32 protein-coding genes, 1 tRNA gene and 1 pseudogene are annotated in these 26,078 nt (G+C 63.2%); 20 read left to right on the top strand and 14 right to left on the bottom strand.

Translation table 11 applies throughout. The annotated features are described in order from the left end of the window. The first annotated feature begins 40 nt into the window (after positions 1–40). The 4 genes from AC56QX_RS15545 to AC56QX_RS15560 all read left to right on the top strand — a co-directional run bounded on the left by AC56QX_RS15545 (position 41) and on the right by AC56QX_RS15560 (position 2,534). Entirely contained in the window at positions 41–433 is a 393-nt protein-coding gene (locus AC56QX_RS15545) for a VOC family protein (RefSeq protein WP_497117136.1), read from the top strand. Between the two features lie 37 nt (positions 434–470). Then, a complete protein-coding gene (locus tag AC56QX_RS15550) occupies positions 471–677 on the top strand; it encodes a hypothetical protein (RefSeq protein WP_027030312.1) in 207 nt (68 codons plus the stop codon). Beyond that, a complete protein-coding gene (locus AC56QX_RS15555; protein WP_497117137.1) occupies positions 674–1,063 on the top strand; it encodes a DUF1801 domain-containing protein in 390 nt (129 codons plus the stop codon). Before AC56QX_RS15550 ends, AC56QX_RS15555 begins: the two co-directional genes overlap by 4 nt. A gap of 376 nt (positions 1,064–1,439) precedes the next feature. After that, positions 1,440–2,534, top strand: coding sequence for an acyltransferase family protein (locus AC56QX_RS15560; RefSeq protein WP_497117139.1), 1,095 nt, complete (start codon positions 1,440–1,442; stop codon positions 2,532–2,534). A gap of 69 nt (positions 2,535–2,603) precedes the next feature. On the opposite strand, the gene AC56QX_RS15565 is transcribed toward AC56QX_RS15560, so the two are convergent. The 5 genes from AC56QX_RS15565 to AC56QX_RS15585 all read right to left on the bottom strand — a co-directional run bounded on the left by AC56QX_RS15565 (position 2,604) and on the right by AC56QX_RS15585 (position 8,931). Continuing rightward, positions 2,604–4,577, bottom strand: coding sequence for a glycoside hydrolase family 127 protein (locus AC56QX_RS15565; protein WP_497117141.1), 1,974 nt, complete (start codon positions 4,575–4,577; stop codon positions 2,604–2,606). A 20-nt stretch (positions 4,578–4,597) separates the two neighbouring features. Beyond that, a complete protein-coding gene (locus tag AC56QX_RS15570) occupies positions 4,598–5,455 on the bottom strand; it encodes a carbohydrate ABC transporter permease (RefSeq protein WP_497117142.1) in 858 nt (285 codons plus the stop codon). Further along, positions 5,455–6,384: a carbohydrate ABC transporter permease gene (locus tag AC56QX_RS15575; protein ID WP_497117144.1), complete on the bottom strand. Its 930-nt coding sequence runs from the start codon at positions 6,382–6,384 to the stop codon at positions 5,455–5,457. The genes AC56QX_RS15570 and AC56QX_RS15575 overlap by 1 nt, the downstream gene beginning before the upstream one ends. A gap of 197 nt (positions 6,385–6,581) precedes the next feature. Continuing rightward, positions 6,582–7,829, bottom strand: a complete 1,248-nt coding sequence (locus AC56QX_RS15580) for an ABC transporter substrate-binding protein (protein WP_497117145.1) — start codon at positions 7,827–7,829, stop codon at positions 6,582–6,584. Positions 7,830–7,893: 64 nt separating this feature from the next. Further along, entirely contained in the window at positions 7,894–8,931 is a 1,038-nt protein-coding gene (locus AC56QX_RS15585; RefSeq protein ID WP_497117147.1) for a LacI family DNA-binding transcriptional regulator, read from the bottom strand. A gap of 617 nt (positions 8,932–9,548) precedes the next feature. On the opposite strand from AC56QX_RS15585, the gene AC56QX_RS15590 reads away from it, so the two are divergent. Next, positions 9,549–10,610: a diguanylate cyclase domain-containing protein gene (locus AC56QX_RS15590; protein ID WP_497117149.1), complete on the top strand. Its 1,062-nt coding sequence runs from the start codon at positions 9,549–9,551 to the stop codon at positions 10,608–10,610. Between the two features lie 3 nt (positions 10,611–10,613). Here AC56QX_RS15590 and AC56QX_RS15595 read toward each other — a convergent pair whose 3' ends face one another. Next, entirely contained in the window at positions 10,614–11,513 is a 900-nt protein-coding gene (locus AC56QX_RS15595; RefSeq protein ID WP_497117151.1) for a LysR family transcriptional regulator, read from the bottom strand. 171 nt (positions 11,514–11,684) lie between these two features. Here AC56QX_RS15595 and AC56QX_RS15600 point away from each other — a divergent pair, with 171 nt between their 5' ends. From AC56QX_RS15600 to AC56QX_RS15620, 5 genes are all read left to right on the top strand, one after another. Then, positions 11,685–12,452 carry a sulfite exporter TauE/SafE family protein gene (locus AC56QX_RS15600; protein WP_497117153.1) on the top strand — a complete coding sequence of 256 codons (768 nt, stop codon included), beginning with the start codon at positions 11,685–11,687 and terminating at the stop codon, positions 12,450–12,452. A 121-nt stretch (positions 12,453–12,573) separates the two neighbouring features. Next, a tRNA-Cys gene (locus tag AC56QX_RS15605) sits at positions 12,574–12,649 on the top strand. A 152-nt stretch (positions 12,650–12,801) separates the two neighbouring features. Further along, the gene (locus AC56QX_RS15610) at positions 12,802–13,047 is read left to right on the top strand and encodes a hypothetical protein (protein WP_497117154.1); all 246 of its coding nucleotides are present in this window, start codon (positions 12,802–12,804) and stop codon (positions 13,045–13,047) included. Positions 13,048–13,058: 11 nt separating this feature from the next. Beyond that, positions 13,059–13,250, top strand: coding sequence for a hypothetical protein (locus AC56QX_RS15615; protein ID WP_091584990.1), 192 nt, complete (start codon positions 13,059–13,061; stop codon positions 13,248–13,250). A gap of 64 nt (positions 13,251–13,314) precedes the next feature. Further along, the gene (locus AC56QX_RS15620) at positions 13,315–13,536 is read left to right on the top strand and encodes a DUF6500 family protein (protein WP_475459149.1); all 222 of its coding nucleotides are present in this window, start codon (positions 13,315–13,317) and stop codon (positions 13,534–13,536) included. A 67-nt stretch (positions 13,537–13,603) separates the two neighbouring features. Here AC56QX_RS15620 and AC56QX_RS15625 read toward each other — a convergent pair whose 3' ends face one another. Together AC56QX_RS15625 and AC56QX_RS15630 are read right to left on the bottom strand one after the other, a co-directional pair. Then, positions 13,604–13,870 carry a DUF1488 family protein gene (locus tag AC56QX_RS15625; RefSeq protein WP_027059776.1) on the bottom strand — a complete coding sequence of 89 codons (267 nt, stop codon included), beginning with the start codon at positions 13,868–13,870 and terminating at the stop codon, positions 13,604–13,606. After that, complete coding sequence (locus tag AC56QX_RS15630) at positions 13,867–14,121, bottom strand: hypothetical protein (RefSeq protein WP_258582332.1); 255 nt, start codon at positions 14,119–14,121, stop codon at positions 13,867–13,869. The genes AC56QX_RS15625 and AC56QX_RS15630 overlap by 4 nt, the downstream gene beginning before the upstream one ends. A gap of 247 nt (positions 14,122–14,368) precedes the next feature. Between AC56QX_RS15630 and AC56QX_RS15635 the strand changes: the two genes are divergently transcribed. The 6 genes from AC56QX_RS15635 to AC56QX_RS15660 all read left to right on the top strand — a co-directional run bounded on the left by AC56QX_RS15635 (position 14,369) and on the right by AC56QX_RS15660 (position 19,321). Further along, complete coding sequence (locus AC56QX_RS15635; protein ID WP_497117157.1) at positions 14,369–14,734, top strand: co-chaperone GroES; 366 nt, start codon at positions 14,369–14,371, stop codon at positions 14,732–14,734. A 92-nt stretch (positions 14,735–14,826) separates the two neighbouring features. Next, positions 14,827–16,458, top strand: a complete 1,632-nt coding sequence (gene groL / locus AC56QX_RS15640; RefSeq protein WP_497117159.1) for a chaperonin GroEL — start codon at positions 14,827–14,829, stop codon at positions 16,456–16,458. A gap of 220 nt (positions 16,459–16,678) precedes the next feature. Next, on the top strand, positions 16,679–16,837 hold the full coding sequence (locus tag AC56QX_RS15645; RefSeq protein WP_258582335.1) for a hypothetical protein: 159 nt from the start codon (positions 16,679–16,681) through the stop codon (positions 16,835–16,837). Positions 16,838–17,240: 403 nt separating this feature from the next. Next, entirely contained in the window at positions 17,241–18,125 is an 885-nt protein-coding gene (locus AC56QX_RS15650) for an AraC family transcriptional regulator (RefSeq protein WP_497117161.1), read from the top strand. A 192-nt stretch (positions 18,126–18,317) separates the two neighbouring features. Next, the gene (locus AC56QX_RS15655; protein WP_497117163.1) at positions 18,318–18,647 is read left to right on the top strand and encodes a GYD domain-containing protein; all 330 of its coding nucleotides are present in this window, start codon (positions 18,318–18,320) and stop codon (positions 18,645–18,647) included. Between the two features lie 176 nt (positions 18,648–18,823). After that, positions 18,824–19,321, top strand: coding sequence for a GAF domain-containing protein (locus AC56QX_RS15660; RefSeq protein ID WP_497117164.1), 498 nt, complete (start codon positions 18,824–18,826; stop codon positions 19,319–19,321). A gap of 96 nt (positions 19,322–19,417) precedes the next feature. Here the strand turns inward: AC56QX_RS15660 and AC56QX_RS15665 are convergent, their stop codons facing one another. From AC56QX_RS15665 to AC56QX_RS15690, 6 genes are all read right to left on the bottom strand, one after another. Beyond that, positions 19,418–20,374: an SEL1-like repeat protein gene (locus tag AC56QX_RS15665; RefSeq protein WP_497117165.1), complete on the bottom strand. Its 957-nt coding sequence runs from the start codon at positions 20,372–20,374 to the stop codon at positions 19,418–19,420. Positions 20,375–20,584: 210 nt separating this feature from the next. Beyond that, the gene (locus AC56QX_RS15670) at positions 20,585–21,661 is read right to left on the bottom strand and encodes a YeiH family protein (protein WP_497117166.1); all 1,077 of its coding nucleotides are present in this window, start codon (positions 21,659–21,661) and stop codon (positions 20,585–20,587) included. A gap of 118 nt (positions 21,662–21,779) precedes the next feature. Beyond that, the gene (locus AC56QX_RS15675; protein ID WP_497117167.1) at positions 21,780–22,064 is read right to left on the bottom strand and encodes a type II toxin-antitoxin system RelE/ParE family toxin; all 285 of its coding nucleotides are present in this window, start codon (positions 22,062–22,064) and stop codon (positions 21,780–21,782) included. Continuing rightward, positions 22,061–22,342: a type II toxin-antitoxin system ParD family antitoxin gene (locus AC56QX_RS15680; protein ID WP_497117169.1), complete on the bottom strand. Its 282-nt coding sequence runs from the start codon at positions 22,340–22,342 to the stop codon at positions 22,061–22,063. The genes AC56QX_RS15675 and AC56QX_RS15680 overlap by 4 nt, the downstream gene beginning before the upstream one ends. A 74-nt stretch (positions 22,343–22,416) precedes the next feature. Beyond that, positions 22,417–22,794 (bottom strand): ester cyclase, encoded by a 378-nt coding sequence (locus AC56QX_RS15685; protein ID WP_497117171.1) that lies wholly within the window; start codon positions 22,792–22,794, stop codon positions 22,417–22,419. Between the two features lie 76 nt (positions 22,795–22,870). Continuing rightward, positions 22,871–23,764: a LysR family transcriptional regulator gene (locus tag AC56QX_RS15690; RefSeq protein WP_497117172.1), complete on the bottom strand. Its 894-nt coding sequence runs from the start codon at positions 23,762–23,764 to the stop codon at positions 22,871–22,873. 124 nt (positions 23,765–23,888) lie between these two features. Between AC56QX_RS15690 and AC56QX_RS15695 the strand changes: the two are divergent. The 4 genes and pseudogenes from AC56QX_RS15695 (at position 23,889) to AC56QX_RS15710 (ending at position 26,066) form a co-directional block, all read left to right on the top strand. Further along, positions 23,889–24,312, top strand: a pseudogene (locus AC56QX_RS15695) ((R)-mandelonitrile lyase). Between the two features lie 54 nt (positions 24,313–24,366). After that, positions 24,367–24,696 carry a carboxymuconolactone decarboxylase family protein gene (locus AC56QX_RS15700; protein ID WP_497117174.1) on the top strand — a complete coding sequence of 110 codons (330 nt, stop codon included), beginning with the start codon at positions 24,367–24,369 and terminating at the stop codon, positions 24,694–24,696. Positions 24,697–24,700: 4 nt separating this feature from the next. Further along, positions 24,701–25,075, top strand: coding sequence for a DUF2255 family protein (locus AC56QX_RS15705; protein ID WP_497117175.1), 375 nt, complete (start codon positions 24,701–24,703; stop codon positions 25,073–25,075). Position 25,076: 1 nt separating this feature from the next. Beyond that, positions 25,077–26,066 carry an aldo/keto reductase gene (locus AC56QX_RS15710; protein WP_497117178.1) on the top strand — a complete coding sequence of 330 codons (990 nt, stop codon included), beginning with the start codon at positions 25,077–25,079 and terminating at the stop codon, positions 26,064–26,066. The last annotated feature ends 12 nt before the right edge of the window (positions 26,067–26,078 follow it).

Here is a 26,078-nt window from a genome sequence, read left to right on the forward strand (position 1 = left end):
CCGGGCGGCCCACCGCCAGCAAAACCTATGGAGAAAGACGATGAAGATCAAACTGACCAGCATCTATGTGGACGACCAGGAAAAGGCACTTGCCTTCTACACCGGCGTGCTCGGCCTGGCCAAGAAAGCCGATTTCAGCAACGGCCCGTTCCGCTGGCTGACGATTGCCTCGCCTGACGAGCCCGATGGCACCGAGCTGCAACTGGCGCTCAACGACAATCCGGCGGCCAGGGCCTACCAGCAGGCGATGTTCGAGCAGGGCCAGCCGGCGGTGATGTTCTTCACCGACGACGTCAAGGGCGACCATGAGCGTATCACGGCCAATGGCGGCACGTTCAGCATGGCGCCGACCGAGGTGACCGGCTCGACCATCGCCAAGCTCAACGATGGCTGCGGCAATCTCATCCAGATCACCCAGCTGGCGCGCTGGTAGCAACACCCGGTTTCACACGTTTTCACAGGAGGTCGTCTTGGACTGGAGCAAATGGATCAGGCAGACGCATCGCTGGCTGTCGATCATCTTCACGGCAACCGTCGTCGCCAATTTCGCCACCATGGCGTTTGGGCAACCGCCGGCCTGGGTGGTCTATTCGCCACTCCCGCCGCTCTTCCTGCTATTGTTCAGCGGCCTTTACATGTTCGTATTGCCCTACGTTGCGAAGAAGGAAACAGCATGACGACCACCGGATCACAGGAGAGCAAATCTCCCTCAGAGCTGATCGACGGCAGGATCAAGGAACTCGGCGACTGGCGCGGCGAGATGCTGGAACGGCTGCGTGCGCAGGCCGATCCCGATGTGGTCGAGACGTGGAAGTGGCGCGGCGTTCCGGTGTGGGAACATGACGGCATGATCTGCACCGGCGAGACCTACAAGAGCGTCGTCAAGCTGACCTTCGCCAAGGGTGCGGCGCTGCCCGATCCCTCGCGCCTGTTCAACTCCAGCCTCGAAGGGAATACACGGCGGGCTATTGATTTTCAGAAGGGTGAGGAGCTCAACGAGGAGGCGTTCAAGGCGCTCGTGCGAGCTGCCATCACTTTGAACACATCCAAGTCCCGAAAGTAATTCTACTGCGTCATAGGCCATTGGCATAACCGTCGACGTCAGCGCTGCCCCTCACTGTCCTGCCGGACATCTCTCCCCGTAAACGGGGCGAGAGGGGCTGGCCCAACGCCGGCGCCTTTCTTGCAACGCTGGTGATTGGCGAAGGCGGCGACAACGGCGTCCCTCGCCCCGTTTACGGGGAGAGGATGCCGGCAGGCAGGTGAGGGGCAGCGCAAACGGCAGATGATGCCAATGACTTCAACACGTCAGGAGCGGCCCGCAGACGCAGCCTGCCACCCCCGCAAAGACAGCCCCGTTTACGATCTGGGAAGCTTGATGGTGCTAGATATCGCCGGATGATGGCTGGCCGGGTTGGCCGGCCCCGGATGGATTCGCCATGAACAGCCCGATGCGCATGCCGTGGGTGGACACGGCCAAAGGTCTCTCGATCATCCTCGTGGTCATGATGTACTCGGCCTACAACACCGGCGAGTACACGGGCGGCGTTGGTTTTCTCCACTATGTCATCGGCTTTGCGACACCGTTCCGCATGCCGGAATTCTTCCTGATCTCGGGCCTGTTCCTGTCGCAGGTGATCGACCGGCCGTGGCGGCGCTATATAGACCGGCGTGCCGTCCACTATCTCTATTTCTACGTGCTGTGGGCGATCATCTCGATCGGGCTCAAGATCGGCATCTTCAGCCGGGATCCGGGCGGCATGCTGCACGATCTCGCAATGGCCGTCGTCCAGCCCTATGGCGTGCTGTGGTTCATCTACATGCTGGCGGTGTTCGGCCTTGTCGCCAAACTTCTGCGGCAGTTCCGCGTGCCCGCCTGGGTCGTCATTGCGCCTGCTGCCGCGCTGCAGATGTGGGCGCCGCATCCCGACAGCTACGCGGTTGAACAGTTCGCGGCCTATTTCGTGTTTTTCTACCTTGGCTTCGTGCTGGCGCCGCTGATTTTCCGCCTCGTCGAATGGACGCAGCCCCGTCCGGCGCTGGCCGTCGCCGGCCTGGCTTTGTGGGCTGTTGTCAACGGCCTGCTCGTCTATTCGCCGGGCTATGCCATGCAGCCGGTCGGCATGCAGATGGGCCTGGCGGCATGGCCGCCGCTGCATCTCACGCTGGCCGTCGCCGGCGCCGTGGCGCTTTGCGTGCTTGGCGGCTTGCTGTCGACATTCCCTGTCATGGAATGGCTGCGCTGGCTCGGCGAACATTCGCTGGTCGTCTATGTCGCCTTCACCATCCCGATGTCGCTGTTCCGTGGCGCCGCACTCGCAAGCGGCCTGCTGACCGACACCGGCATGCTCAGCCTGGCGGTGCTGCTGGTATCGATCATCAGCCCTGTCGTGCTCTACCTCATCATCCAACGCGTGGGCTTCGGCATGTTCCTGTTCGAGCGGCCGGCCTGGGCGCATGTCGACAACAGCGTGCCGCAACCGGCACCGAAAACGGCGCTGCCTGCTACCGCCGCTCAATCAAGCCGGACATAGTCGAACCTGAGCAATTCCAGGAAAAGTGTGAAGCGGTTTTCCGTCCGGAATTGCGTCATAAAAAGAGTCTCAGCCGTCCCGCAGCCACACCAGCATCTCGCCGGGTTCGCGGTTGTCCCAGGCGAAATAGGGGATGGCGGTCAGCCGCGTCTCGACGCTGGCCGGCGGTTCGGAGCGGTAGAGCCCGTCCTGCCAGCCATCGCCGGCATCGGCCCGTGCCGTGGCTGAAAGCGTTACCACGCCGCCCAGCAGTTCGGGCGCCTCATGCGCCTCTATGCCTGCCGTGCGCGGCAGCGTCAGGCGATGCAGCCGGCTGTCATTGTCCGTCGCCTCGACGCAGTAGATCAGCGGGCCGCGCGACAGCGCGACCCGACCGGCATCCTGCCTGACCTCGGGGTTGGCGTAGAGCCGCTCGATCGGCATTTCGAGGTCGAGCCGGACGCGATCGCCCTTTTGCCAGTTGCGCCGGATCGCGGCGTAGCCGGCGCTGGTCATGTCATCGAGGTCGACCGGCTCGCCATTGATCTGGAGCGTCGCGCTGCTGCTCCAGGCGGGGATGCGCAGATGCAGCGTGAATTCCACCGGCGCCTGCGGTTCGACCGTGATCTCGACGGCGCCGTCCCAGGGATAGTGGCTCGCTTGGGAAAGGCTGACGGCAGTGCCGCCAATGTCGAAGCGGGCGGTGGAGTCGCCATAGAGGTGCACGGCCAGCGCATCGTCAGCCAGGCTGTAGAAGTAGCTGCCGATCGAGGCGACCATGCGCCCGACATTGGGCGGGCAGCAGGGGCAGCGGTGCCATTTCCATCTGTTGTGCCGGCCCCGGCTTTCCAGCGGGTTTTCGTAGAAGAACAGCGAGCCGTCGAGAGAAAGGCCGGAGATCGAGCCATTGTAGAGCGCGCGCTCCATCATGTCGGCATAGCGGCCGTTCGGCCCCATGCCGAGCATGCGGCTGGCCCAGAACACCAGGCCGACCGCCGCGCAGGTCTCGGCATAGGCGCTCTCATTGGGCAAATCGTAGTCGCTGGTAAAACCCTCATTGTGCGCCGACGGGCCGAGCCCGCCGGTAATGTAGAGGTTCTTGGTGGTGAGGTCGTCCCACAGACGGTCGAGGGCGACGCGCAGCGTGTCGTCGCCATATTCCGTGGCGATGTCGGCCATCCCTGAATAGAGATACATGGCCCGCACGGCATGGCCGACGACCTTGTCCTGCTCGCGCACCGGTTTGTGCGACTGATTGTACTCATAGGTCTTGAAATGATAGGCCTTCGGGTCGGCGCCGCGGGCGCGCGCTTCCTCGTCGAAGAAGTGCGGCTGCTGCCCGCGCTGGTCGATGAAGTATTTCGCCAGCTCCATGTATTTCGTCTCGCCGGTGACCCGGGCCAGCTTGACCAGTGCCAGCTCGATCTCCTCATGGCCGCAATAGCCCTTCTTCTTGCCGGGCTCAGGCCCCAGCACCGAGGCAATGTGGTCGGCATAGCGGCACATGATATCGAGCAGCTTGCGCTTTCCCGTCGCCTGGTAGTAGGCGACCGCGCCTTCGATCAGGTGGCCGGCGCAATAGAGCTCGTGGCAGTCGCGCAAATTGGTCCAGCGCTTGCCGGGCTGAATGCGCTGGTACCAGCTGGAGAGGTAGCCGTCCTCCTGCTGCAGCTTGCCGTACATGTCGATGACGGCGTCGATCTTCTTTTCAAGTTCCGGGTTCTTGCGCCGGTAGAGCGAATAGGCCGCGGTCTCGATCGTCTTGCCGAGATCGGAATCCCAGAACATCTGCGTCGTCACCGTCGAGCCGGTGAATTCGGCGCCCTGGCGGTCGGCTTCATCGGGCGAGGGCGAGTGGAAGGGAATCACAACGCCGGGCGGGGGGCGGTCCGGGTCGATCTGCTCCAGCATGCGCGCCTCGACACAGCGGTCGTAGAGGATGTCGGCGGTGCGCGTCGCCACCGCGTCTGCGCGGTCGCCCCAGAAGCCGTGCACGTCGACCTGCGGCACCGGCAGCGGGCGGAAGGCGAGCTTCGGTTTTCCGGGTTTTGCGGGTGCGGTCATGAAACTACTCCATTTGTCGATTACTTGACGGCCCCGGCCATCAGGCCGCGGATGTAGAAGCGCTGCAGCGCGAGGAACAGGATGAGGCACGGCACCATCATCACGGTGACGCCCGCCTGCACGGCGCCCCAGTCGATGGCGCCGAAGCGGCCAGACTGCAGCGCCGTCATCATCACCGGCAGGGTGAATTTGGACTGGTCGGTCATCAGCACCAGGGCGGCGAGGAACTCGTTCCAGGCGCCGAGAAAGGCAAACAGCGCGATGGTGACGACGCCCGGCCAGACCAGCGGCAGCATCACCTTCAAAAGCATGGTGACGTTGCTGGCGCCGTCCATGCGGGCGGCCTCCTCGATCTCGCGCGGCACGGCGTCGAAGGCGTTGCGCATCATGAAGATCGAGAACGGCAATTGCAGCGTCACATAGACGCCGACCAGGCCGGTCAGCGTGTTGTGCAGGCCAAGCTTGGTCAGCACCAGGAAGATCGGCGTCAGGATCGACTGGAACGGGATCATGATCGTCGACAGGATGAGGACGAAGAACAGGTCCTTGAACGGAAAGCGGAAGCGCGAGAAGCCGTAGCCGGCGAGCACGCTGACGATGACCGACAGAATGACGGTCATGACAGAGACGTAGATGCTGTTTTGCGCCGAGGCCCACAGCCCGTCGCCAAAGGAGTTGAGCGTGGCGTAGTTCTCGAGCGAGAAGCCCGTGGTCGGCCAGGGCGGCAGCGGCGGCAGGCGCGCTTCGGCCGCCGGCTTGAAGGCCGACAGCACCGTCCACACGATCGGCGCCACGAACAGCACCGAGGCGATGATGCCGGTGGAGTGCCCGGCGAAGCGGGCGGCGAGCTTGCCTCTGGCTGATATAGCCTGCGCCATCAGTCGACGCCCTCGGGCTTGCGCAACAGCCAGAGCTGGATGAGGCTGAGCGCCACCAGGATGACCAGCAGCACCATGGAGAGTGCCGCGCCATAGCCGAGCTTGAACGACACGAAGGACTGGTTGAAGATCCAGTAGACCGCCGTCAGCGTCTGGTTGCGCGGGCCGCCGCGCAGGATGATGTAGAACTGGTCGAAGGCGAGGATCGAGCCGGCGACCGACAGGATCAGCGCCAGCGCCAGCGTGCGGCGCATCAGCGGCAAAGTGATTGCCCGGAACCTGGCGAACGGGCCGGCGCCGTCGATGACGGCGGCCTCCTGCAGGTCCTGCGGGATCGATTGCAGGCCGGTCATCAGGATGATCATGGTGAAGCCCGCGACCTTCCACACCACCATGGCGATGATCGACCAGAAGGCCGGCTGGAAGGTGGCGAGCAGGTTGAACTTCTTGTCGATCAGGCCAAGGTCATAGGCGGCCGGGCTGAACAGGCCGGAATCGACGTTGAGCAGCCAGGACCAGAGCAGGCTCGCCGAGGCGAAGCCGACCACCGCCGGCATGAAGAAGAAGGTGCGGTAGAGGTTGGTCAGCGGTCGCGGTTTTTCGATGAAGATCGCCAGGGGAAAGGCGACGGCGAAGATCGCGATGGTGACGATCACCGTGTAGTAGCCGGTGAATTTGAGCGCGTTCCAGAACCGGGTGTCGCGCAGGATGGCGACATAATTGTCGAGGCCGATGAAGGAATGCTCGCCCATCAGCGGCCAGTTGTGCAGCGACATCCATGCCGTCATGCCGAGCGGGATGACGAAGAACACCATGACCAGCGCGACTGCCGGCGCGACATAGAGCAGGCCGATCCACTGCCGGCGCCCGGCGCCGACGTGTTTTCGCGCGCGGGGCGGGGCGGTGGTGCTGGCGGTGATGGCGGTCATGGCTTGCCTGTACTTGCGTCGCATCCAGTTGGCCGCCCTACCTCCCCCTTGTGGGGAGGTCGGACCGCAGGTCCGGGTGGGGGGCTGGCGCAGACCCCCACCCCGCTGCTTCGCAGCGACCCTCCCCACAAGGGGGAGGGTAAGGAGCGCGCCGGCCACCCGCCCAGGGAGACAGGCGGGCGGCCGGCAGGCGGCCGCTACTTCTGCGGCGCCTGGTCGATGATCGACTGCATGGTCTCCTGGGCATTGGCGATGGCGCCATCGACGTCGTCGCCGAAGAAGACCTCGTTGATCATCTGCGTCCACGGGCCGTTGGCGGAGTTGATCAGATCGTTGAACACCACCGAATAGGGCGTCTTGCCCTTGGCCATGGCTTCGGCGGCGATCTGGTAGCGCGGATCGAGATCCTTGAGCGCATCCTTGGCGATGTCGCCGCGCACGGGCAGGCTGCCATACTTGGCGAGGATGGTTTGGCCTTCGAGCGAATAGGCGAAGTCCAGGAACTCCTTCACCACGGCGAGTTTCTTGGTGCCCTTGGTGACGACGAAATTGTCGCCGCCGGCAAAGGACGACCAGCCGCCATCCTTGCCCGGCAGGAAGGTGACGCCGTAGTCGACATTCGGGTATTGCGTGTTGAGCGCGCCGATGGCGAAGGCGCCTGATGGCGAGATGCCGATATTGCCGGCGGCAAAGGCGGCAAAGAAATTGGCGCCGGTGTCGGTCTGCGCGCCAGCCGGCACCAGGTCCTTCTTGACCATCGAGCGGTAGAGGTCGATGGCGCCTCGCAATTGCGGGCTGTCCAGCGTCGCCTTGGAACCGTCTTCCGAGAGGATATCGCCGCCCGAGGCCCAGATCAGCGGGGTGAAGGTGAAGATGTTGCAGCCGCCGCAATTGCCGGAGAAGTAGAAGCCCTTGATGTTGCCGCCAAGTGCATTGACCTTTTCGGCATCGGCAGCGATCTCGGCCCAGTTGGCCGGGCCTTTTTCAGGGTCGAGGCCAGCCTGCTTGAACAGCTTCTTGTTCCAGATCAGCACCGAGGCATCGGCCGAGAAAGGCAGGCCGTAAATGTGGTCCTTGTAGGTGCCGGTCTTGACATGCGCCGGCGACAGGCTGGCGAAATAGGGCAGGGACTTCGCCCAGTCGGTGATGTCCTCCAACTGGCCGGAGGCGGCGAAGGACGGGGTGTAGATCAGGTCGAGCGACAGCGCGTCGGGCGCCGTGCCGCCGGCGGCGGCCGCGCCATATTTCGGGATGATCTCGGCATTGGGGATGATGTCGAGCTTGATCTGGTCCTTGTGCGCCTTGTTGTAGGCGTCGACGATCTTCGGCATGAAGTTCGAGCCGTCGGCACGCACCCAGATGTTGGCGGTGTCGGCGGCGGCAGCGCCGAGGCCGCTGCCCAGCACGGCAGCGGTCAAGGCCAGTTTGGCAATCAGGTTCCTCATCTTCTCCTCCTCCAAGGTTGGCCGCTATCCGCGGCTTGGCGCCGATCACGCGGCGCTTTCGTTTTCAGCCATCCAGCGGATGGCCGCAGGAATGCCGCACCACCAGCCGGCACGGCAGTTTTCGAATGCCCGGCGCGGCGGGCTGGCCGCCGACCAGTGAAAGCAGGGTCAGCCCGGCCTCGCGCCCGAGGGCGACAAGGTTCATGTCGACCGAGGTCAGCGGCGGGCGCGTCGCCTCGGCGACGATCTCCCAATTGTCGAAGCCGATGACGCCGACATCGCGGGGAACGTTGAGGCCGCGTTCGCGCAAGGCATCGATGGCGCCGCGCGCGATCTGGTCGTTACCGCAGAAGACGGCGTCCGGTTTTTCTCCCACGCCGTCGAACAGGCGCGAAACCGCTTCATGCCCCCAGGCTTCCGACCAGGAGCCGAGCAGCGGTTCGGTCACCGGCAAGCCGTTTTCGGCGAGCACGTCGCGGTAGGCCTGGGCACGGGCATGAACCACGGCAAAGCTCGCCGGCCCGCTGACATGGGCGATGCGCTTGCGGCCGAGCCGGCAGAAATGCTCGACCGCCAGCCGCGCGCCGCCGGCATCGTCGGAGACGAAGGCGACGGCGTCGGGATCGGGCTGGGTGAAGGCATAGATCACCGGCACCCGCAGATTGCTGAGATCGACAGGCAGATGGCGGTCGATGCGCTTGCCGGTGGCGATGATGCCGTCGACGCGCTTGTCGAGCATGGCGTCGACATGCAGCTGGCCAAGGCGCGGATCCTCCTCGACATTGCACAGGAACACCGAGACGCCATTGTCGACCAACGCGTCCGAAATGCCCGACATCAGCGGCAGCGAGAAGCGGCCATAGGTGTCGTTGGTGAGCAGCCCGACGGTGAAGGAGCGGCGCCGAAGGAGGCTCTGCGCCAGGCTGTTGGGCCGGAAACCCAGGCTGCGCGCCGTCTCGCGGATGCGCTCGCGCGTCTCGGCGGTCATGCGCCCCTGGTCGTTGAGCGCCTTCGACGCGGTGGCGACGCTGACGCCGGCCTGCGCCGCCACGTCACGCAAGGTGACAGGCTTTGGAAAGACCGGGACAGGCTCTGATGCCATCGCGCCGAGGAATCCTTAGTTGGGAAAAGGTTTTCTCTTACAGGTCGGAGTAAGGCCCGGCCAATGGCCGAGCCCGATCGAAGCTGTTTGGAAAAACCTTTTCTCAAGTCAGGCTAGGCCAGATTGGGGGAGCGTTCAAGGGGAAAAGTGGCGAAGGTCTGTCGGTGGGAAGAGAAAGGGCTGAGGCTGGTTCCTCGCCCCAACGGACATGGCTACGGCATGCACACATTTCCAAGCAGCTGGTCTTTGGCGATAGCGTGCATAGGAGTTTGGCCATGCATTGGCTTATGCGGCGCTGGTCGACCCCCACTCCGTCTCGGCTTCGCCGAGCCACCTCTCCCCCGATCGACGGGGTAGAGGAAAGGCGCCAAGCTTTTTGCCGTCAACGCTCGTCAAGCAAAGCTCCCTTCCTTTCCCTCCGGAGGGGGAAGGTGGCGCTGCAAAGCAGCGACGGATTGGGGGAACCACGTGGCAATCAAGCCGCGGGCCAGTCAGTCACGCAAATCACAAAAGATGTGTGCACAGCGTAGCCGTTCACGGGGGCGAGGAACCCACGGATTGTCAGCGAAGTCTTAAGGCCTGTTGCGCCATGGTGGCCCCCCGCCAGGAATTCCGCCATGCCCGATACGCCATACGTTCCGAAAGGCCCGGCCTCGCAGCCCGGCAAGCGGGCGGGACACGACAGCGCCGACGAGCGCCGTCGCGATGCCGCCACCGTCGCCAAACTCAAACGGCAAGTGGCAACACAGGCGGCACTGATCGCCAGGCAAGAGGTTTCGCTGGCGCACAGCCGCAAGATCTTCGACCGCGCGTCGGTGGCCGCGCGCATCGGCGTGTGGGAATGCAGCCTGCCCGGCGAACAATTGCACTGGACCGATGTGGTCTATGATCTGTTCGACCTGCCGCGCGGCTCGGTCCTCGATCGCTCGGAAATCGTCAAGTGCTATCCGGCGGAGTCGCGCAAGGCGCTGGACAGTTTGCGCGGTCGCGCGATCGCCGAGCGCAGCGGCTTCACGCTCGACGCCGAGATCACCACTTTCGCCGGACACAGCCGCTGGATCCGTATCACCGCGACCGTCGAGTGCGAGGAAGGTGTGCCGGTGCGCATTTTCGGCATGAAGCAGGACATCACCGAGGAAAAGATCCTGTCGGACCGGATGCGCCATCTCGCCGAATTCGACGCCATGACCGGGCTTGCCAACCGCGCCCGATTCCAGGCGCGGCTGGCGCATGCCGACGAGGGGCGCCCGCTCGGTGCGCTGCTGTTGATCGACCTCGACGGCTTCAAGGCGGTCAATGACACGTTCGGCCATGTCGTCGGCGACGAATGCCTGAAGGCCGCGGCCGAGCGCCTTGCCGGCGGCTGCGGTGAGGCGGATCTGGTGGCGCGCGTCGGCGGCGACGAGTTCGCGGTGCTGCTCGGAGTGCATCTCGACCGGGGCGCTGTCTCCGGTGTGGCGCGCGACATCATCGAGAGGATGGGCAAGCCGGTCGCGATCCGCGGCCAGTCGCTGCGGCTGGGCGCCTCGGTCGGTATTGCGTTTGCCGGGGCGGGCTCGCCTTGCGAACTGTTCGCGCAGGCCGACACCGCGCTTTATGCCGCCAAGGCGGCGGGGCGTAACACGTTCCGCATCTTCAAGGCGGAAGCCGGTGCGAAAGGCCGGAGTGCTGCGGCGTGAAGACTAGTCGCTCCTGCCCTCGAGCCGCTGGATCGTTGCTTCGATCCAGGCGGTGACCGCCGCGATCCGGGCGAGGTGGCGAAGATCGGGATGCGTCAGCAGCCACAATTCGCGCGCGGGGAGGGGATGGCCGTCCTCCGGCAGGCGCGCAAGCCCTGTCATGTGATCGGCGACAATGCAGGGCAGCACCGAGCGGCCAAGGCCGGCCAGGATCGCCTGCAGCAGCGGTTCGGCATCGTTGACGACAAGTGGCGCATGACCATCCTTGCGGGAAACGCCGGCGATCCAGCGCGCCTGCGGCAGGTACGCCATGCCGTCCTCATAGGTCAGCCAGGGCAGGTCCGTGGCCTGCCCAGGCAAATTGGTTGCCGGGACGTGGCTCGCCGCATAGGCGGCATAGGCGAGCGTGCCGATGCGCCTGGCGATGATCCTGCTGCCAGATTCCGTACCGGGCCGCGCAAGCCGCAGCGCAATGTCCGCCTCGCGGCGGGTCAGGCTGACATCGCTGGGGTCGGCGACCAGTTCCAGCCGCAATCCTGGATGGCGGGCGACAAGGTCTGAGACAGCGGGGATCAGCACCCGGTTGATCAGGATCGGCACGGCGGTGACCCGCACCGTGCCGCTGATGTCGCTGTCGGCGCCCTTGACCGCGAGCGTCAGCCCGCCGATCTCGGCCTCCACCGCTTCCGCCCGGCTGGCCGCGACCTCGCCGGCGTGCGTCGGCCGCATTTCGCCTTCCGCGCCGCGTTCGAACAGGCGTACGCCGAGCGCGCGCTCGATCGCCCGCAGGCGCCTCGCCACCGTCGTCGGATCAAGCCCCAGCCGGCGACCGGCAGCGGCAAAGGAGCCCTCGTGCTTCAATGCCAGCACATAGCGCAGGTCGTTCCAGTCGATGTCGTGCATTTTTGCAGCTCTATCCGGCAATCTTTCGGCTGAAGCTGCGAGAATGCTGCGTTAAGGTCGCTGTGTCCATCATCGGAGAGACGATGTGATCCGCCCCGAAGACCACACTTATCAATGTCACCGCCGGCAGGCGCCAAGGCAGCCCGGCCGCGGCTCCGATCGGACATGAGCATGGCCGATCTGTCCATGTCAGGCCATTCCGAGGGCGCTGTGCTGTTCCTTCTGGCCGTCGCTTTCATCGCCGGCCTGGCGCGCGGGTTTTCCGGCTTTGGCGCGGCCTTGATCTTCATGCCGCTGGCGAGCTCGATCATCGGGCCGCAATCGACGGCGCCGCTGCTGCTGATCATCGACGCGGTCGCCGCCCTTGGCCTGCTGCCGCGCGGCTGGCTGCTGGCCGACCGGCCGAGCGTCGGCACGATGACGCTTGGCGCGCTGGTTGGCGTCCCGCTCGGCACCTATGCGCTGACGCGCATGGACCCGCTCACACTGCGCTGGGGCATCGTGGCTCTGGTGGTGCTGCTGCTTGGGCTGTTGATGTCGGGCTGGCGCTACCATGGCCGCCCGGCGACGCCGCTGACGGTCGGCGTCGGCGGGCTCGCCGGCTTCTTCTCCGGCGCTGCCCAGGTCGGCGGTCCGCCGGTCGTGGCCTATTGGCTTGGCGGGGGTGGCAATGGCGAGGTCGTGCGCGCCAACATCGTCTTGTATTTCGCCCTGTCGAGCGCGCTGACCGCCGTGAGTTACCTGGCCGGTGGGCTGATCACGCTGCCCGTTCTTGGCCTGGCGCTGGTGACGGGCCCGTTCTATGGACTTGGTCTCTATCTCGGCTCGCGCCTGTTCGGACGCACGAGCGAACGCGGCTTTCGCTTGGCCTGTTATGGCCTCATCGCCATGGCCTCGATCGTCAGCCTTCCCATGCTGGATTCCATCCTCGGCCGGTGAGGCACTGCGCTCCGAAAAGGCGTTGCCATGAGGACGCGCAGCGGCATTTCGCAAAGTGTCGACAGAACAGACTTCGGGCTTAACTTTTCCGCAAGCATTTCCCCGTTAGGTCAACGGCAATGGCCTCGTGGCGGAGCGGCTACGCTGGAGACGGCAAATCTCTGAAGCCTCGGTTCGATCCCGAGGCGAGGCCTCCAAAAATCATAGAGCGGTAAACCTGCGCCGGACCTCTTATCGCAGCCGATTTGCGCGGCTCCGGCCATGAAGGCGTAGGGCCGACGTTAAAGCTGCCTATTTGCATTTGGCATGCAGGGCGCTCGCGAAAAGAGTGCTATGCAAGGGTGCGAGCATGCTCGCTCCGATTTTCCCCGACATTCGAGGTTATTTCGTGCGTGAACCGTCACTGCTGCCGGTCTTTGGAAAACTTGGTGTCAAGGCACGTGTGGCTGTTCTGGCCGCGCCGGCCTCTTCGGCAGGCATCGTGCCGCGCTTGCGGGAGTTTCTGGCCGCGCATGGCGGCATGGTGCTGAAGCTGTCGGTGATTGCCTGGACGATGCTGGTCCTGGGTGCGGTGTTTTTCATGATGCATGGCTGAGGTAAGCCAGCATGGCCAATCGCTACACACTGCGCATGGAGCTTCCCCAGAGCTGGACCATAGTCGATGTCTTCACCGGCCAGCCAGCCGTGGTCAGGCAAAAAGTCATGGTCGGCATGAGCCCGCGCGAGGCCGAGGACATGGTCGTGCAGATGAATGTGCGCGACGTCAGGCGCCGGGAGAGGGCAGAGCGCAAGGATTGAACGTTCCGGCTGCCGGCTCGAAGGGCGGGCCAAGACCCCGCCGAACCAAAACCAGAGGATTCCCGTGAGAGCGAGCCTGAGGCAAAAGATACTGGAGGTCTGCGACCGCAAGATCGCCGAGAAAGGGCCTGCCGTCGGCGTGTCGTTCTACGCGTTTTTCGCCAACAGGAATGACGACCCCGAACTGCTGATGGAAGCAGCGGAATGGTGGATCAGAACCCACCGCCTCGATCATTTCGAAAAGGCCGCGAAGATACGCACGATGATCGAGGGCATCGAGGTTTAATCTTTGTTTCTATGCATGTCGTTGTCTCAAAACCGGGGTCACTTTTGAGCGACGTGCATTGGGCTGTTCAGCCGAAGTCGGCGGCCGTGAGCACATACATGCTCTTGCGGGTGCGGTCGTAGGCCTTCGACGCCACGTCGCGGATGGCGCTGCTCTGCGTGTCGAACGTGGCGAGGTAACCTGCCTCGTTGGCTGCGGTTGCCGGCTGCATCCTTGTCATTGCGTCGGCGGCGACCGAGAAGGAAATCTGGAACATGCCGTCATGGCCGACGAAACGGATGCGCTTGCCGGCTTCGTCATAGCTGCGGCTGCGGTTGGGGAAAGTGAGGCTCATGTCTTGACCTCCGTTGTGGCGGCCTTCTTGGTCGCGCGCTTCTTCTTCGGCGTCGGGTTCAGGGCTTCGGCGACCCGGTCGGCCTCTTCCTTGGCCAGTCGCAAAATCCTGAGCTTCGCCGTCTTGATCTCCCTGGCCTTGGCCTCGGACATGTACTCGGCGGTTGCCTTGTTGCGCTCGGCCGTCTTCTTCTGCTTGTCGACAAAGCGGGCTTCAGCTTTTTCCATGATCGTCTGATTGCCTTCGGCCATCGAACAAATCTCCCTTGCGTTTGAAATCGTGAAAGTGAACTTGTCCGATAAATAGGCACTCGACCGGCAAAATTCAATTTTTTGAATTATTTATGCCATTGGCGATATCATGAAATCGCCGGCCGAAATAATACTTTTCGATATTTCATCGAGCCCGCGAATAATTTTTGGCACTCCTATCTATCGAGTGCCAAAGCGCCTATATGGGGGAAGCGGCCGCCTAAGCCGGCCCCAGAAAGAAGTTTTCATGAAGTTTCGGCCACTCCACGACCGCGTCGTCATCCGGCGCGCCGAAGGCGATATCAAATCCAAAGGCGGCATCATCATTCCCGACAATGCCAAGGAAAAGCCGCAGCAAGGCGAAGTCATCGCCGTCGGCCCCGGCGCACGCGACGAAAATGGCGCGCTTCTTCCGCTCGACGTCAAGGCGGGCGACCTGATCCTGTTCGGCAAATGGTCGGGCACCGAGGTCAAGATCGACGGCGAGGACCTTCTGATCATGAAGGAAGCCGACATTATGGGCGTCATCGACAAGAGCGAGGCAGCGCCCGAGAAGACCGTGGCCGCCAAGACTGTCGCCGCCAAGACCGTGGCCGCCAAGAAGGCTGCCTGATCAGCGCGCCTGCGTGTCCTTCGGGACGCGCAAGGACGCTCAGAGATTGATCATGGAGGCTCTGCCTTCATCAACCGAACTGGATAAAAATCATGTCTGCCAAGGAAATCAAATTCGCCACCGACGCGCGTGACCGCATGCTGCGCGGCGTCGAGATCCTCACCAATGCGGTGAAGGTCACGCTCGGCCCCAAGGGCCGCAACGTCATCATCGACAAGGCCTATGGCGCGCCGCGCATCACCAAGGACGGCGTCACCGTCGCCAAGGAGATCGAGCTTGCCGACAAGTTCGAGAACATGGGCGCGCAGATGGTGCGCGAAGTGGCCTCGAAGACCAACGACCTCGCCGGTGACGGCACCACCACCGCCACGGTGTTGGCCGCCTCGATCCTGCGCGAAGGCGCCAAGCTGGTTGCCGCCGGCATGAATCCGATGGACTTGAAGCGCGGCATCGACCAGGCGGTTGCCGCCGTCGTCGGGGAAATCAAGTCGAAGGCCAAGAAGGTCAAGTCGTCGGCCGAGATCGCCCAGGTCGGCACCATCGCCGCCAACGGCGACGCGACCGTCGGCGAAATGATCGCCAAGGCGATGGACAAGGTCGGCAATGACGGCGTCATCACCGTCGAGGAAGCCAAGACCGCCGAAACCGAGCTCGATGTCGTCGAGGGCATGCAGTTCGACCGCGGCTATCTCAGCCCATATTTCGTCACCAATGCCGACAAGATGCGCGTCGAACTGGAAGAGCCCTACGTCCTCATCCACGAGAAGAAGCTCGGCAATCTGCAGGCGATGCTGCCGATCCTCGAAGCGGTGGTGCAGAGCGGCAGGCCGCTGCTGATCATCTCCGAGGACGTCGAAGGCGAGGCTCTGGCCACGCTGGTCGTCAACAAATTGCGCGGCGGCCTCAAGGTCGCGGCCGTCAAGGCGCCGGGCTTCGGCGACCGCCGCAAGGCGATGCTGGAAGACATCGCCGTGCTGACCGCGGGCCAGATGATTTCCGAGGATCTCGGCATCAAGCTCGAAAACGTCACCATCGAGATGCTCGGCCGCGCCAAGCGCGTGCTGATCGAGAAGGACACCACCACGATCATCGACGGCGCCGGCACCAAGGCGACGATCCACGCGCGCGTCGCCCAGATCAAGGGTCAGATCGAGGAGACCACCTCCGACTACGACAAGGAAAAGCTGCAGGAGCGGCTGGCCAAGCTGTCGGGCGGCGTTGCCGTCATCCGCGTCGGCGGCGTCACCGAGTCGGAAGTGAAGGAAAAGAAGGACCGCATCGACGACGCGCTGAACGCAACGCGTGCGGCGGTCGAGGAAGGCATCGTGCCCGGCGGCGGCGTCGCCCTGCTGCGTGCCAGATCGGCGCTTGCCGGCCTGACCGGCGCCAATGACGATGTGACGGCAGGTATCTCGATCGTGCTGCGCGCGCTCGAAGCCCCGATCCGCCAGATCGCCGAGAATTCCGGCGTCGAAGGCTCGATCGTCGTCGGCAAGCTCACCGACAGCAAGGATCACAATCAGGGCTTTGACGCCCAGAACGAGACCTATGTCGACATGATCAAGGCCGGTATCGTCGATCCGGCGAAGGTCGTGCGCACCGCACTGCAGGACGCCGGCTCGATCGCAGCACTTCTGATCACCGCCGAAGCGATGATCACCGACATCCCGGCCAAGGATGCCGCACCTGTGGGTGGTGGCGGCGGCGGCATGGGCGGCTACTAACGATTCAGGTGAGGCCGGCCTGCAAACGGCGGTTTCCTGCGCTTCCCCGTTCTACTGCGTCGCAGTAGAACTGAGCTCACGTACCCAAAAGTACGTTCCGCTCCGGTTCTCGGAAACCACCGTTTTCGACTCGGCCTGACCCTACGCCGGCTCTAAGTGCCGGGACTACCGCCGGGGGATTTCTCCCGGCGCGCAGGCCTCTAGCCCAGGAGACGGATCCATGATCACGTTCGTGCAGAAGCCAGAGACGGTCGTCACGACCGAAAAAACCGAGGAAAGCCGCTTCGACCGCATCCGCAGGATTGCCGCCGACAAGCACAAGAAATCGGATTCAGACACGGCAACGCCACCAAAGAGCGAGCCCAAGCGCCCGATGTAGGCGACTGGCTCCACCGCGATCAACGCCGCCGCGATCAACGCGCAACCTCCACCCGCCGGAAGCAGCCGGCGGCGTGGTCATTGACGATGCCGACCGCCTGCATCCATCGTGGGCCTCCGTCACCCGATAGTGTGGCGAAAACCGGCGCCACGGTCCACCATGCGCTGGTCGATCATGGCATGGACCGGCGAATGGCCCATCTCGGTCATGATGCCGCCGGCCGCCTTGCGGACGGCCTCGGCGCGCCGGATCGAATCAGCCAGAAGATGCCATTCAGCACGCGCCGATGATCGACATGTGGCGCGGACGGCCTGCCTGTAAGAGTGCGCGTGTCAAACCGCAAGATCGGTCGAGCGGGACATGTGCGGGAGCGCCTATCTGGTGTTGCCACGGAGAAGAGACGTTGAAGGCGGCGCTTGAAAACTACCATGCCAGGATGCAGCGGGTGCTGGACCACATAGACCAGCATCTGGATGACGATCTGGATCTGGAAGCGTTGAGCGGCGTCGCGGCGTTCTCGAAATACCATTTCCACCGGCAGTTCACCTCAACCTTCGGGGTGTCCGTGCATCGCTATGTCCAGCTCGCCCGCTTGAAGCGCGCTTCGTACAGGCTTGCCGGAAGCGACGCCGAAAGCGTCACCGATATAGCGATGGATGCCGGTTACGACGCACCGGATGCCTTCGCCCGCGCTTTTCGGCAACGGTTCGGACAATCGCCTTCGTCGTTCCGGAAATCTCCCGACTGGGGAGCGTGGCTCATGGCCTTCGGGCCTTTCGACAAAGCAAGGAACACGCTCATGCAGATAATCTTCGACCATAACGACGTGATGATCCGCGATGTGCCGCCAACGCCGGTGGCCATCATGGAGCATCGCGGCGACCGGGCGACGCTCCAGGACACCATTCAGCGGTTTATCGCCTGGCGCAAAGCCCACGGCCTGTCGCCGCAGACAAGCCCGACCTTCAACATCTTCCGTTCCGAACGGGAGCCGGCGGTCCCGGCCGATTACAGCATGGACATTTGTGTCGGCACCGACCAGCCGATCGATGAGAATGACGCACAGATGAAGGCCGGCGTGATCCCCGGCGGACGCTGCGCGGTGCTGCGCTACCCCGGCAACACCAACAATCTCGAACCCGCGGCACTGTACCTTTATCGTGAATGGCTTCCGGCCAGCGGCGAGGAAGTGCGCGACTTCCCGGTCTATTGCCAACGACATCTGTCCCTCGTGGCGGAAGGGCCGCTGCACGAAGTGGTCGTTGAGCTCTTTCTGCCTCTGAAATAGCGCTGGCGAGCTGTCCCTTCCGATCGCGAGAAGCGGACGGTGTGTCCGGTATTGTCATTATATTAGCTTCAGCGCATATTCATCCCGCAGTGCGCCCTTGGCCGCCAACGCGTCCCAGGGCGCCTGCAATTGTTCCGAAAAATAAATCGCTCCGTGCCGCTCGAATTATGGAGCAGCACGAGACAATGACATTTGGAGGAAATACCCATGAAAGTGACTATCTTGGCAAATTATGCGCCTCATGCCGCCAAAGGATTGATGCAAGGCTCGGACAGGCAGGCTGCGGTGAAGGCGCTTTTTGAAAGCGTTGGCGGCAAGGTGACCAGCGTGATGTTCACGCGCGGCATCTATGACGTCGTTGTCAATGGCGAGGTGCCGGACCAGTCAGCGGGGATTGGCATGTCCCTTGCGGTGCGAGCGAGCGGATCGCTGACCGAGATGGTTGTACTGGAAGAACTCGACATGAAGGCAGTGCTCGCGGCCGCCAAGAAGGCTGCCGGCGCGTACAAACCCGCCGGCTGATGGACTTGCCTTCTTGATCAAGGCAGCACGGTTCGATGCCGTGCTGCCTGATGTCGGACAGGGCATGTTCTTCCGACTTTCGCGGCGACTGGAATTCAAGCTAGTATCGTCAGGTGGTCGTTTGGTGCAGAGAGCTTGCTGAAACGCAACCGCGATTCTGAACACGGAGACAAGCCATGTTTGCGGCCAAGGCCATCGATACGTCAGACAAGGCCGCGTTCTACCGCGACCTTGCCACGCAACTGAAGGCGCTGCTCGACGGCGAGGGCGACTCGATCGCCAATGCCGCCAACACGGCTGCGCTGATCTTCCAGATGGTGCCCGACCTCAACTGGGCCGGCTTCTATTTCCTCGCCTCGGACGAGGAACTGGTGCTCGGGCCGTTCCAGGGCAAGCCGGCCTGCGTGCGTATCGCGGTCGGCAAGGGTGTGTGCGGAACGGCGGTCGAACTTGGCACCTCGATGCTGATCAAGGACGTGCACGATTTCCCCGGCCACATCGCCTGCGACGCCGATTCCCGCTCGGAACTCGTCGTGCTGCTCGAAGACGATGAAGGCGTCTTCGGCGTACTCGATCTCGACAGTCCGCTGCCCGGCCGCTTCGACAAGGCCGACCAGGCGGGCATCGAGACGCTGGCGGCGATCTATGCCGCAGCGAGTTCGTTCGAGGATTAGTCCGCCCCCTGACCGGCGAGGGTTGGCGGATGGCCATAGCTCTGGCAGGCCGTGCCCGCCAGTTTTGAGCGCCGAAATTCCAGGAAATAGCGAATCTCAAGCCTTTTTTGCCGGCGGGTCCAACTTGATAAGATTGGCCTTGGCGGTGGTATCTCCTTGGTCAGCAGCCTTGCGAATCAAAATGAGAGCTTGGGCAGTATCCTGCTTCACACCACGTCCATCGAGGTATGCCACTCCAAGGCTATTCTCGGCTTTAGCGTACCCTTGGTCGGCAGACTTCCGCAGCCAGGCAACAGCCTGCACATAGTCTAGATGTACCCCTAGCCCCTTGTAGTACGAAACCCCAAGGTCGTACTGAGCACCTGCATTCCCCTGGTCCGCAGCCTTTTGGAGCCAGGAGACGGCTTGGGCATAGTCAAGAGTAACGCCAAGACCCTCTGCATAGGCTACACCAAGATCATGCTGCGCCAGGGCGTTTCCCTGCTCCGCCCCTTTGCGATACCATGCGACTGCGTCGGTATAATCCTGGGCGACACCCAGACCTTTGGCATAAGCCAGGCCCAGAAAGTATTGGGCAACAGCCGTTCCTTGATCGGCGGCCTTCCGTAGCCACGCGGCGGATTGTAAATAGTCCTGCGGAACGCCCCTTCCATCTCTGTACAGTAACCCGAGATTGGTTTGAGCAACCGCTAATCCTTGATCGGCAGCTTTGCGATACCAAATTGCAGCTTCGGTATAGTCCTGCCTGACGCCTAATCCACAGTCATAAGCATAGCCGAGATTATGCTCAGCCTGGGCATCACCCTGGTCCGCTGCCTTGCGGTACCAAGCGGCAGCTTGCGCGTAATCCTGTGTGACACCGTGCCCCTCAGCGTAAGCAGTGCCAAGATTGTCCTGAGCTTGGGGATCACCGGCCTTAGCCAGGAGGTTCCACAACTCGACAGCCGCTGCGTAATCTCCTCTTTTATAGGCCTGTTCCGCTTGCCCAGCATGTACGACGCCGGCCACCAGCATGCCGGATATGAAACAAAGCAACTTGGACAAGCTCTGCATGGTAGCCTCCGACTAAGTTCCGAAGTCCGGATTAGGGCCTGACTTTTTGCCACGGTCAACTCTGGGCTAATTGGCCGCGCCATCATCTCTATGCGGCCAGCCGGTGGCTGACTGCCTACTGCAGCAAGTTTGGCTGGCGCCCCGTCGGCAGGGTGGAGATGTCCGGGACCATGTTCGACGTGATGAAAAGGCCGCTATAGCGAGGTGAAACTAGGCGAACTTCACCAGCATCAGGCTGAAGCTGCCGATGAACAGGAAGGCGCAGAAGGCGAGCGCCAGCGGGCGCAGGCCGCGCGAGCGGAGCTGCGAAATGTCGGCCTGCAGGCCCATGGCGGCGAGCCCCATGGTCAGCATGATGGTGGTGGCGAGCGCCATCGCCGATTTCACTTCGGCCGGCACGGTGACCATGCTGTTCAGCGCCACGACGGCGACGAAAGCGGCGACGAACCATGGCATGGGCGGGCGGGCACCAGATTGATCGCTTGACTGGTCGCTGCTCATCTTGCGGCGCGCCATCAGGCCGAGCGCGATGACCATCGGCGCCAGCATGGCAACGCGCGTCAGCTTGGCCACGGTGGCGATCTCGCCGGACTGGGTGCCGTTCTGGAAGCCGGCGCCGATGACTTGCGCCACCTCATGGATCGAGGCGCCGGCCCACAGGCCGAAAGCGTGCTGGTCGAGGCCGAGCAACGGCGCCAGCAGCGGGAAGCCGAGCATGGCGACGGTGCCGAACAAAGTGATCGAGGCGACGGCATAGGTGACGTCCTCGTCGCGCGCATCGGTGACGATGTTGGTGGCGACGATGGCCGAGGCGCCGCAGATCGAGGTGCCGGCGGCAATCAGCTGCGCAAGCTTACGGTCGACGCCGATCAGCCGGCCAAGCGTGATGGTGAAGAGGAAGGTGGCGCCAAGCGTCGCCGCCACGATGCCGACGCCACTGGCGCCGATCGAAACGACCTGGCCGAGCGTCAGCTGGAAGCCGAGCAGCACGATGGCGAAGCGCAGCAGGCGCTTTTGCGAGAAGGCGATGCCGGCCTTGGCATGAGCGGGCGTGCCGAGCACGTTGGAATAGACCATGCCGGCGACGACGGCGAGGATCATCGGGCTGAACAGCGCAAAGCCGGAGACATTGTGCGCCGAGAAGGCCACGGCCGTGATCATCGCCACCAGCACGATGCCCGGAATGACGCCGTTCCACGCCGAATCGAGCCGCTTGCGGCCCGCGGCGAGATCGGCCGGTATCAGGCTTTTCGGAATATCGTTCGCGATGTGGGTCAGGGAAGACAATACAATTCTCCAGGCAAGTACCCCAGGAGAATGTCATTCCTGAACCGATCTTTCCAACGAATTGTTGTGGTTGGAATGATCGATTTTTACGAACGATCGTAGTGAAGGACCATCCCGGCTACAACAATTCCTGCCACCGGCGCGCGCCATGAACCACGCGCACGATCTCCGCGCCGCCGTCGATCTGGCGATAGAGGATCAGGTAGTTTCCTGCAGGGAACGTGCGCAAACCCGGCCGCACGTCCGGCCGGGCAACACCCATTCCCGGCATGTCGGCGATCCGCTGGCAATGGGCATGGATTTCGTCATACCAGCGCAGTGCCGCCGAGGGACTATCCTCGGCGATATAGAGCGCGATGGCTTCAATATCCGCTTCTGCTTCCGGCCGTAGGCGCAGCGTCATCGCGACGTGCGCTCGGTAATCCTGGCATCGAGCTTGCTTTTGATCCGGGCGAAGGCTTCGCCACCGTCGACGGCGTTGCCGCTTGCCATGCCTTCATCCCAAAGCCGGCCCAATTCGTCGACAGCCTGATCACGCTGCATCCGGCGAAATTTCCATTCGCGCAGCGCCTCACGCATGACTTCGCTCGCCGAGGCGTATTCGCCCGCCGCAACGACCTCGCGCACCATGCTTGCCAATTCAGGGGTGAGGGCAACGCTCACTTTCTCGACATTGGCCATCTGTGTTCTCCTACTACGCAAAGTAGGCAAGTTTACCACCAGGTGCAAGAAGGAGGTATTCATAGCACCTGCAATCAGAGCTGCGCTGCGATCGCCGCCTTGTCGATGACGGACCAGACATTCCTGATCCGGTCGTTCAGAAATTCATAAAACACATTCTCGCTGAAGGAGACTTTTTTGCCGTTGATGGGCAGGTCGAAGAAGGTCCCTCTTGGCGTGCAGTTGAACTGGATGCGGCTGGCGATGAATGGTGGCTCGGAGATCAGCAACTGGACGTCGAAATAGAGATCGGGAATTTCGCGGAAATCCCGTTCCAGCATGGCGCGGTAGCCTGACAGTCCGACCCGCTCACTGTTGTAGTGCACCTCGTCATGGACGAAGCGATGCAGCATTTGCCAATCCTGATTGTTCAGGCAGTCGATATAGCCACGATAGAGGTCGGTTTCGGTCACGGCGATGGCTCCGGTGCTTGGAAAAGATCACGATCGATCGCGAAGATAGAACGGCCGCGGGCGCAGTCCAGATGGATCAATCGCGATAGCGCAGCGCATCGACCAGCAGCGAGAAGGCCGGCGTCGTCTGGCGGCGGCTGGGGTAGTAGAGATGGTAGCCGGGGAAGGGCGCGCACCAGTCGGCCAGCACCCGCACCAGCCGGCCGTCGGCCAGATGCGCGCGCACCTGGTCTTCGGGCAGATAGGCAAGGCCGAGGCCGGCGAGCACCGCATTCATGCGAAGCCCTGCCGTGTTGAAGGTCAACTGGCCCTCGACGCGTACTTTCAGTTCGCGCCCGGCCTTTTCGAATTCCCAGGCATAGAGCCCGCCGTAAGTCGGCAGGCGCAGATTGATGCAATTGTGGGTGGTCAGATCCTGCGGCGTGCGCGGCTTCGGCCGCCCGGCGAAATAGGCCGGCGCGCCGACCACCGCCATGCGCATGTCCGGGCCGATGCGCACCGCGATCATGTCGTGCGCCACCTGTTCGCCAAGCCGCACGCCGGCGTCGTAGCGCTCGGCGACGATGTCGGTCAGGCCGTAGTCGACGATGATCTCCACCTTGATGTCGGGATAGTCCGGCAGCAGCCGGCCGATCGCCGGCCACAGCACCGCGTCGGCGGAATGCTCGCCGGCGGTGATGCGAATAGTGCCGGCTGGCTTTTCGCGCAAGGCGCTGAGCGCGGCGAGTTCGGCCTCGATCTCGTCGAGCCTTGGCCCGACGGAGCGCACCAGCCGCTCGCCGGCCTCCGTAGGCGCCACGCTGCGCGTGGTGCGGGTGAGCAGCCGCACGCCCAGCCGCTCCTCCAGCGCGCGCACCGTGTGGCTGAGCGCCGATTGCGACACGCCGAGCTGTGCCGCTGCCCGGGTGAAGCTTTTTTCGCGCGCGACAGCGAGGAAGGCGGTCAGCTCGTTCAGATTGTCTCGCGGCATTGATGAGCAGTCCTCATAAGTACATGCCGGATATAGCATCTAATCGCAGCCAATAGCAGGCGCTAGATAAGTCCCGTCACAATCGCCAGCCTGAGATTGTGGCTGGAACATTGTCGGTCATCGCCTGCTTGTATCGAGAAGGAACAAGACCACGGATATCAAGCGCAGCGGTTCGCAGCCTTCGGCAAAAGGTCCCGCCGATTACTTCACCGGCACGGTGCGCATCGATGCGCCGTTCAAGGGCACAGAGCCTGCCCGTGTCGGTGGCGCTACGGTGACCTTCGAGCCCGGTGCGCGTACCGCCTGGCACACCCCATCCGCTCGGCCAGACGCTGATCGTGCTCTCGGGCGCTGGCCTCGTGCAGCGCGAAGGTGGATCGGTCGAGGCGATCCGCCCCGGCGACATCGTCTGGTTCGCGCCCGGCGAAAAGCACTGGCATGGCGCGGCGCCGACCACGGCGATGAGCCACCTTGCCATTGCCGAAGCGCTCGACGGCAAGGTCGTCGACTGGATGGAGAAGGTCAGCGACGAACAATACGGGGTTTGACGCGGCGGTTCCCGGCTCCATCTCCCGATACATCCCTCAACGAAGGAAGCTCTCATGACAGACGCCCCCAAAAGCCCATTCTCCGATATAGCGCCCGCGCTCGGCAAATACACCGACGAGGTGCTGTTCGGCGATGTCTGGAAGCGCCCCGGCCTTTCGCCGCGTGACCGCAGCCTCGTCACCGTCACCAGCCTGGTCTCGAACTACCGGATCAACGAGATGCCTTTCCATATGAAGCGGGCGCTCGACAATGGTGTCTCCCGCGATGAACTCATCGAAACCATCACCCATCTCGCCTTCTACGCCGGATGGCCGGCGGCCAGCACAGCGATCGGCATTGCCCGCAAGGTTTTCGAGCAGGCCGATGCCGGGATGAAGGGATAGAGAAATGCCGTGGTCGAAGGATGAACTCGCAAGGATCGCCGCAACCGACGATCTGCATATTTCACCGTTGCGCGATGACGGGGTGACCTTGGGCACGCCGACCTGGATCTGGTCGGTCGTTGCCGATGGCGCGCTTTACGTGCGTGGCTACAACGGCTTGCAATCGCGCTGGTATCAGGCCGCGATCAAGCAGAAGGCCGGCCGCATCGCTGCTGCCGGCGTGACCAGGGATGTCAGCTTCGAGGCGGTCGAGGGAGCCATCAATGACCGCATCGATGACGCCTACAGGGCGAAATACGCAGCCAGCCCCTATCTCGCGCCGATGGTTGCGGCGCGCGCCCGCGCCGCCACGGTGCGGATTACACCAAAGGAGAATTGAGATGCAAAAGCGCACACTTGGAACAAGCGACCTCGAAGTCTCGGCTATCGGCCTTGGCTGCATGGGGATCAGCCAGTCCTACGGGAAGCCGATGGAGACGCCGGAAGCCGTCCGCCTGATCCGCTCCGCGTTCGAGCGCGGCATCACCTTCTTCGACACGGCGGAGGTCTATGGACCGTTCACGAACGAGGCGGTCGTCGGTGAGGCTCTGCAGCCCATCCGCGACCAGGTGGTGATCGCCACCAAATTCGGCATCGACATCGCCGGCACAGCCGGACATGAGGGCATGGACAGCCGGCCGCAGCATATTCGCGACGTCGTCGAGGCGTCGCTCAAGCGGCTGAGGACCGACCGCATCGACCTCCTCTACCAGCACCGCGTCGATCCCGTGGTGCCGATCGAAGAGGTGGCGGGTGCGGTGAAGGACTTGATCAGCCAAGGCAAGGTCAAGCATTTCGGCCTCTCCGAGGCGGGCGTGCGCACCATCCGGCGCGCCCACGCGGTGCAGCCGGTCGCGGCACTGCAAAGCGAATACTCGCTGTGGTGGCGTGAGCCTGAGGAGGCGATCCTGCCGGTGCTTGAGGAACTGGGGATCGGCTTTGTGCCCTTCAGCCCGCTGGGCAAGGGTTTTTTGACCGGCGCCATCAATGCCAGCACGACCTTCGACAGCAGTGACTTCCGCAACACCGTGCCGCGTTTCGCGGAAGAGGCCCGCAAGGCGAACCAGGCGCTGGTCGATGCGATCGTCGCAATCGCGGCGCAGAAGAAGGTGACCCCCGCGCAGGTGGCGCTCGCCTGGCTGTTGGCGCAAAAACCATGGATCGTTCCGATCCCCGGCACCACGAAGCTCAATCGCCTCGAGGAGAACATCGGATCGGCCGCTGTTGCGCTGACGGCGGACGATCTTGCCAACATCGAAAACGCGGTCTCGGCGATTGCCGTGCAGGGCGAGCGCTATTCGCCGCAACAGGCGGCACGCATCGATCGCTGAGGCGGACGACCC

The organism is Mesorhizobium sp. RCAM 06353 (assembly GCF_059683585.1).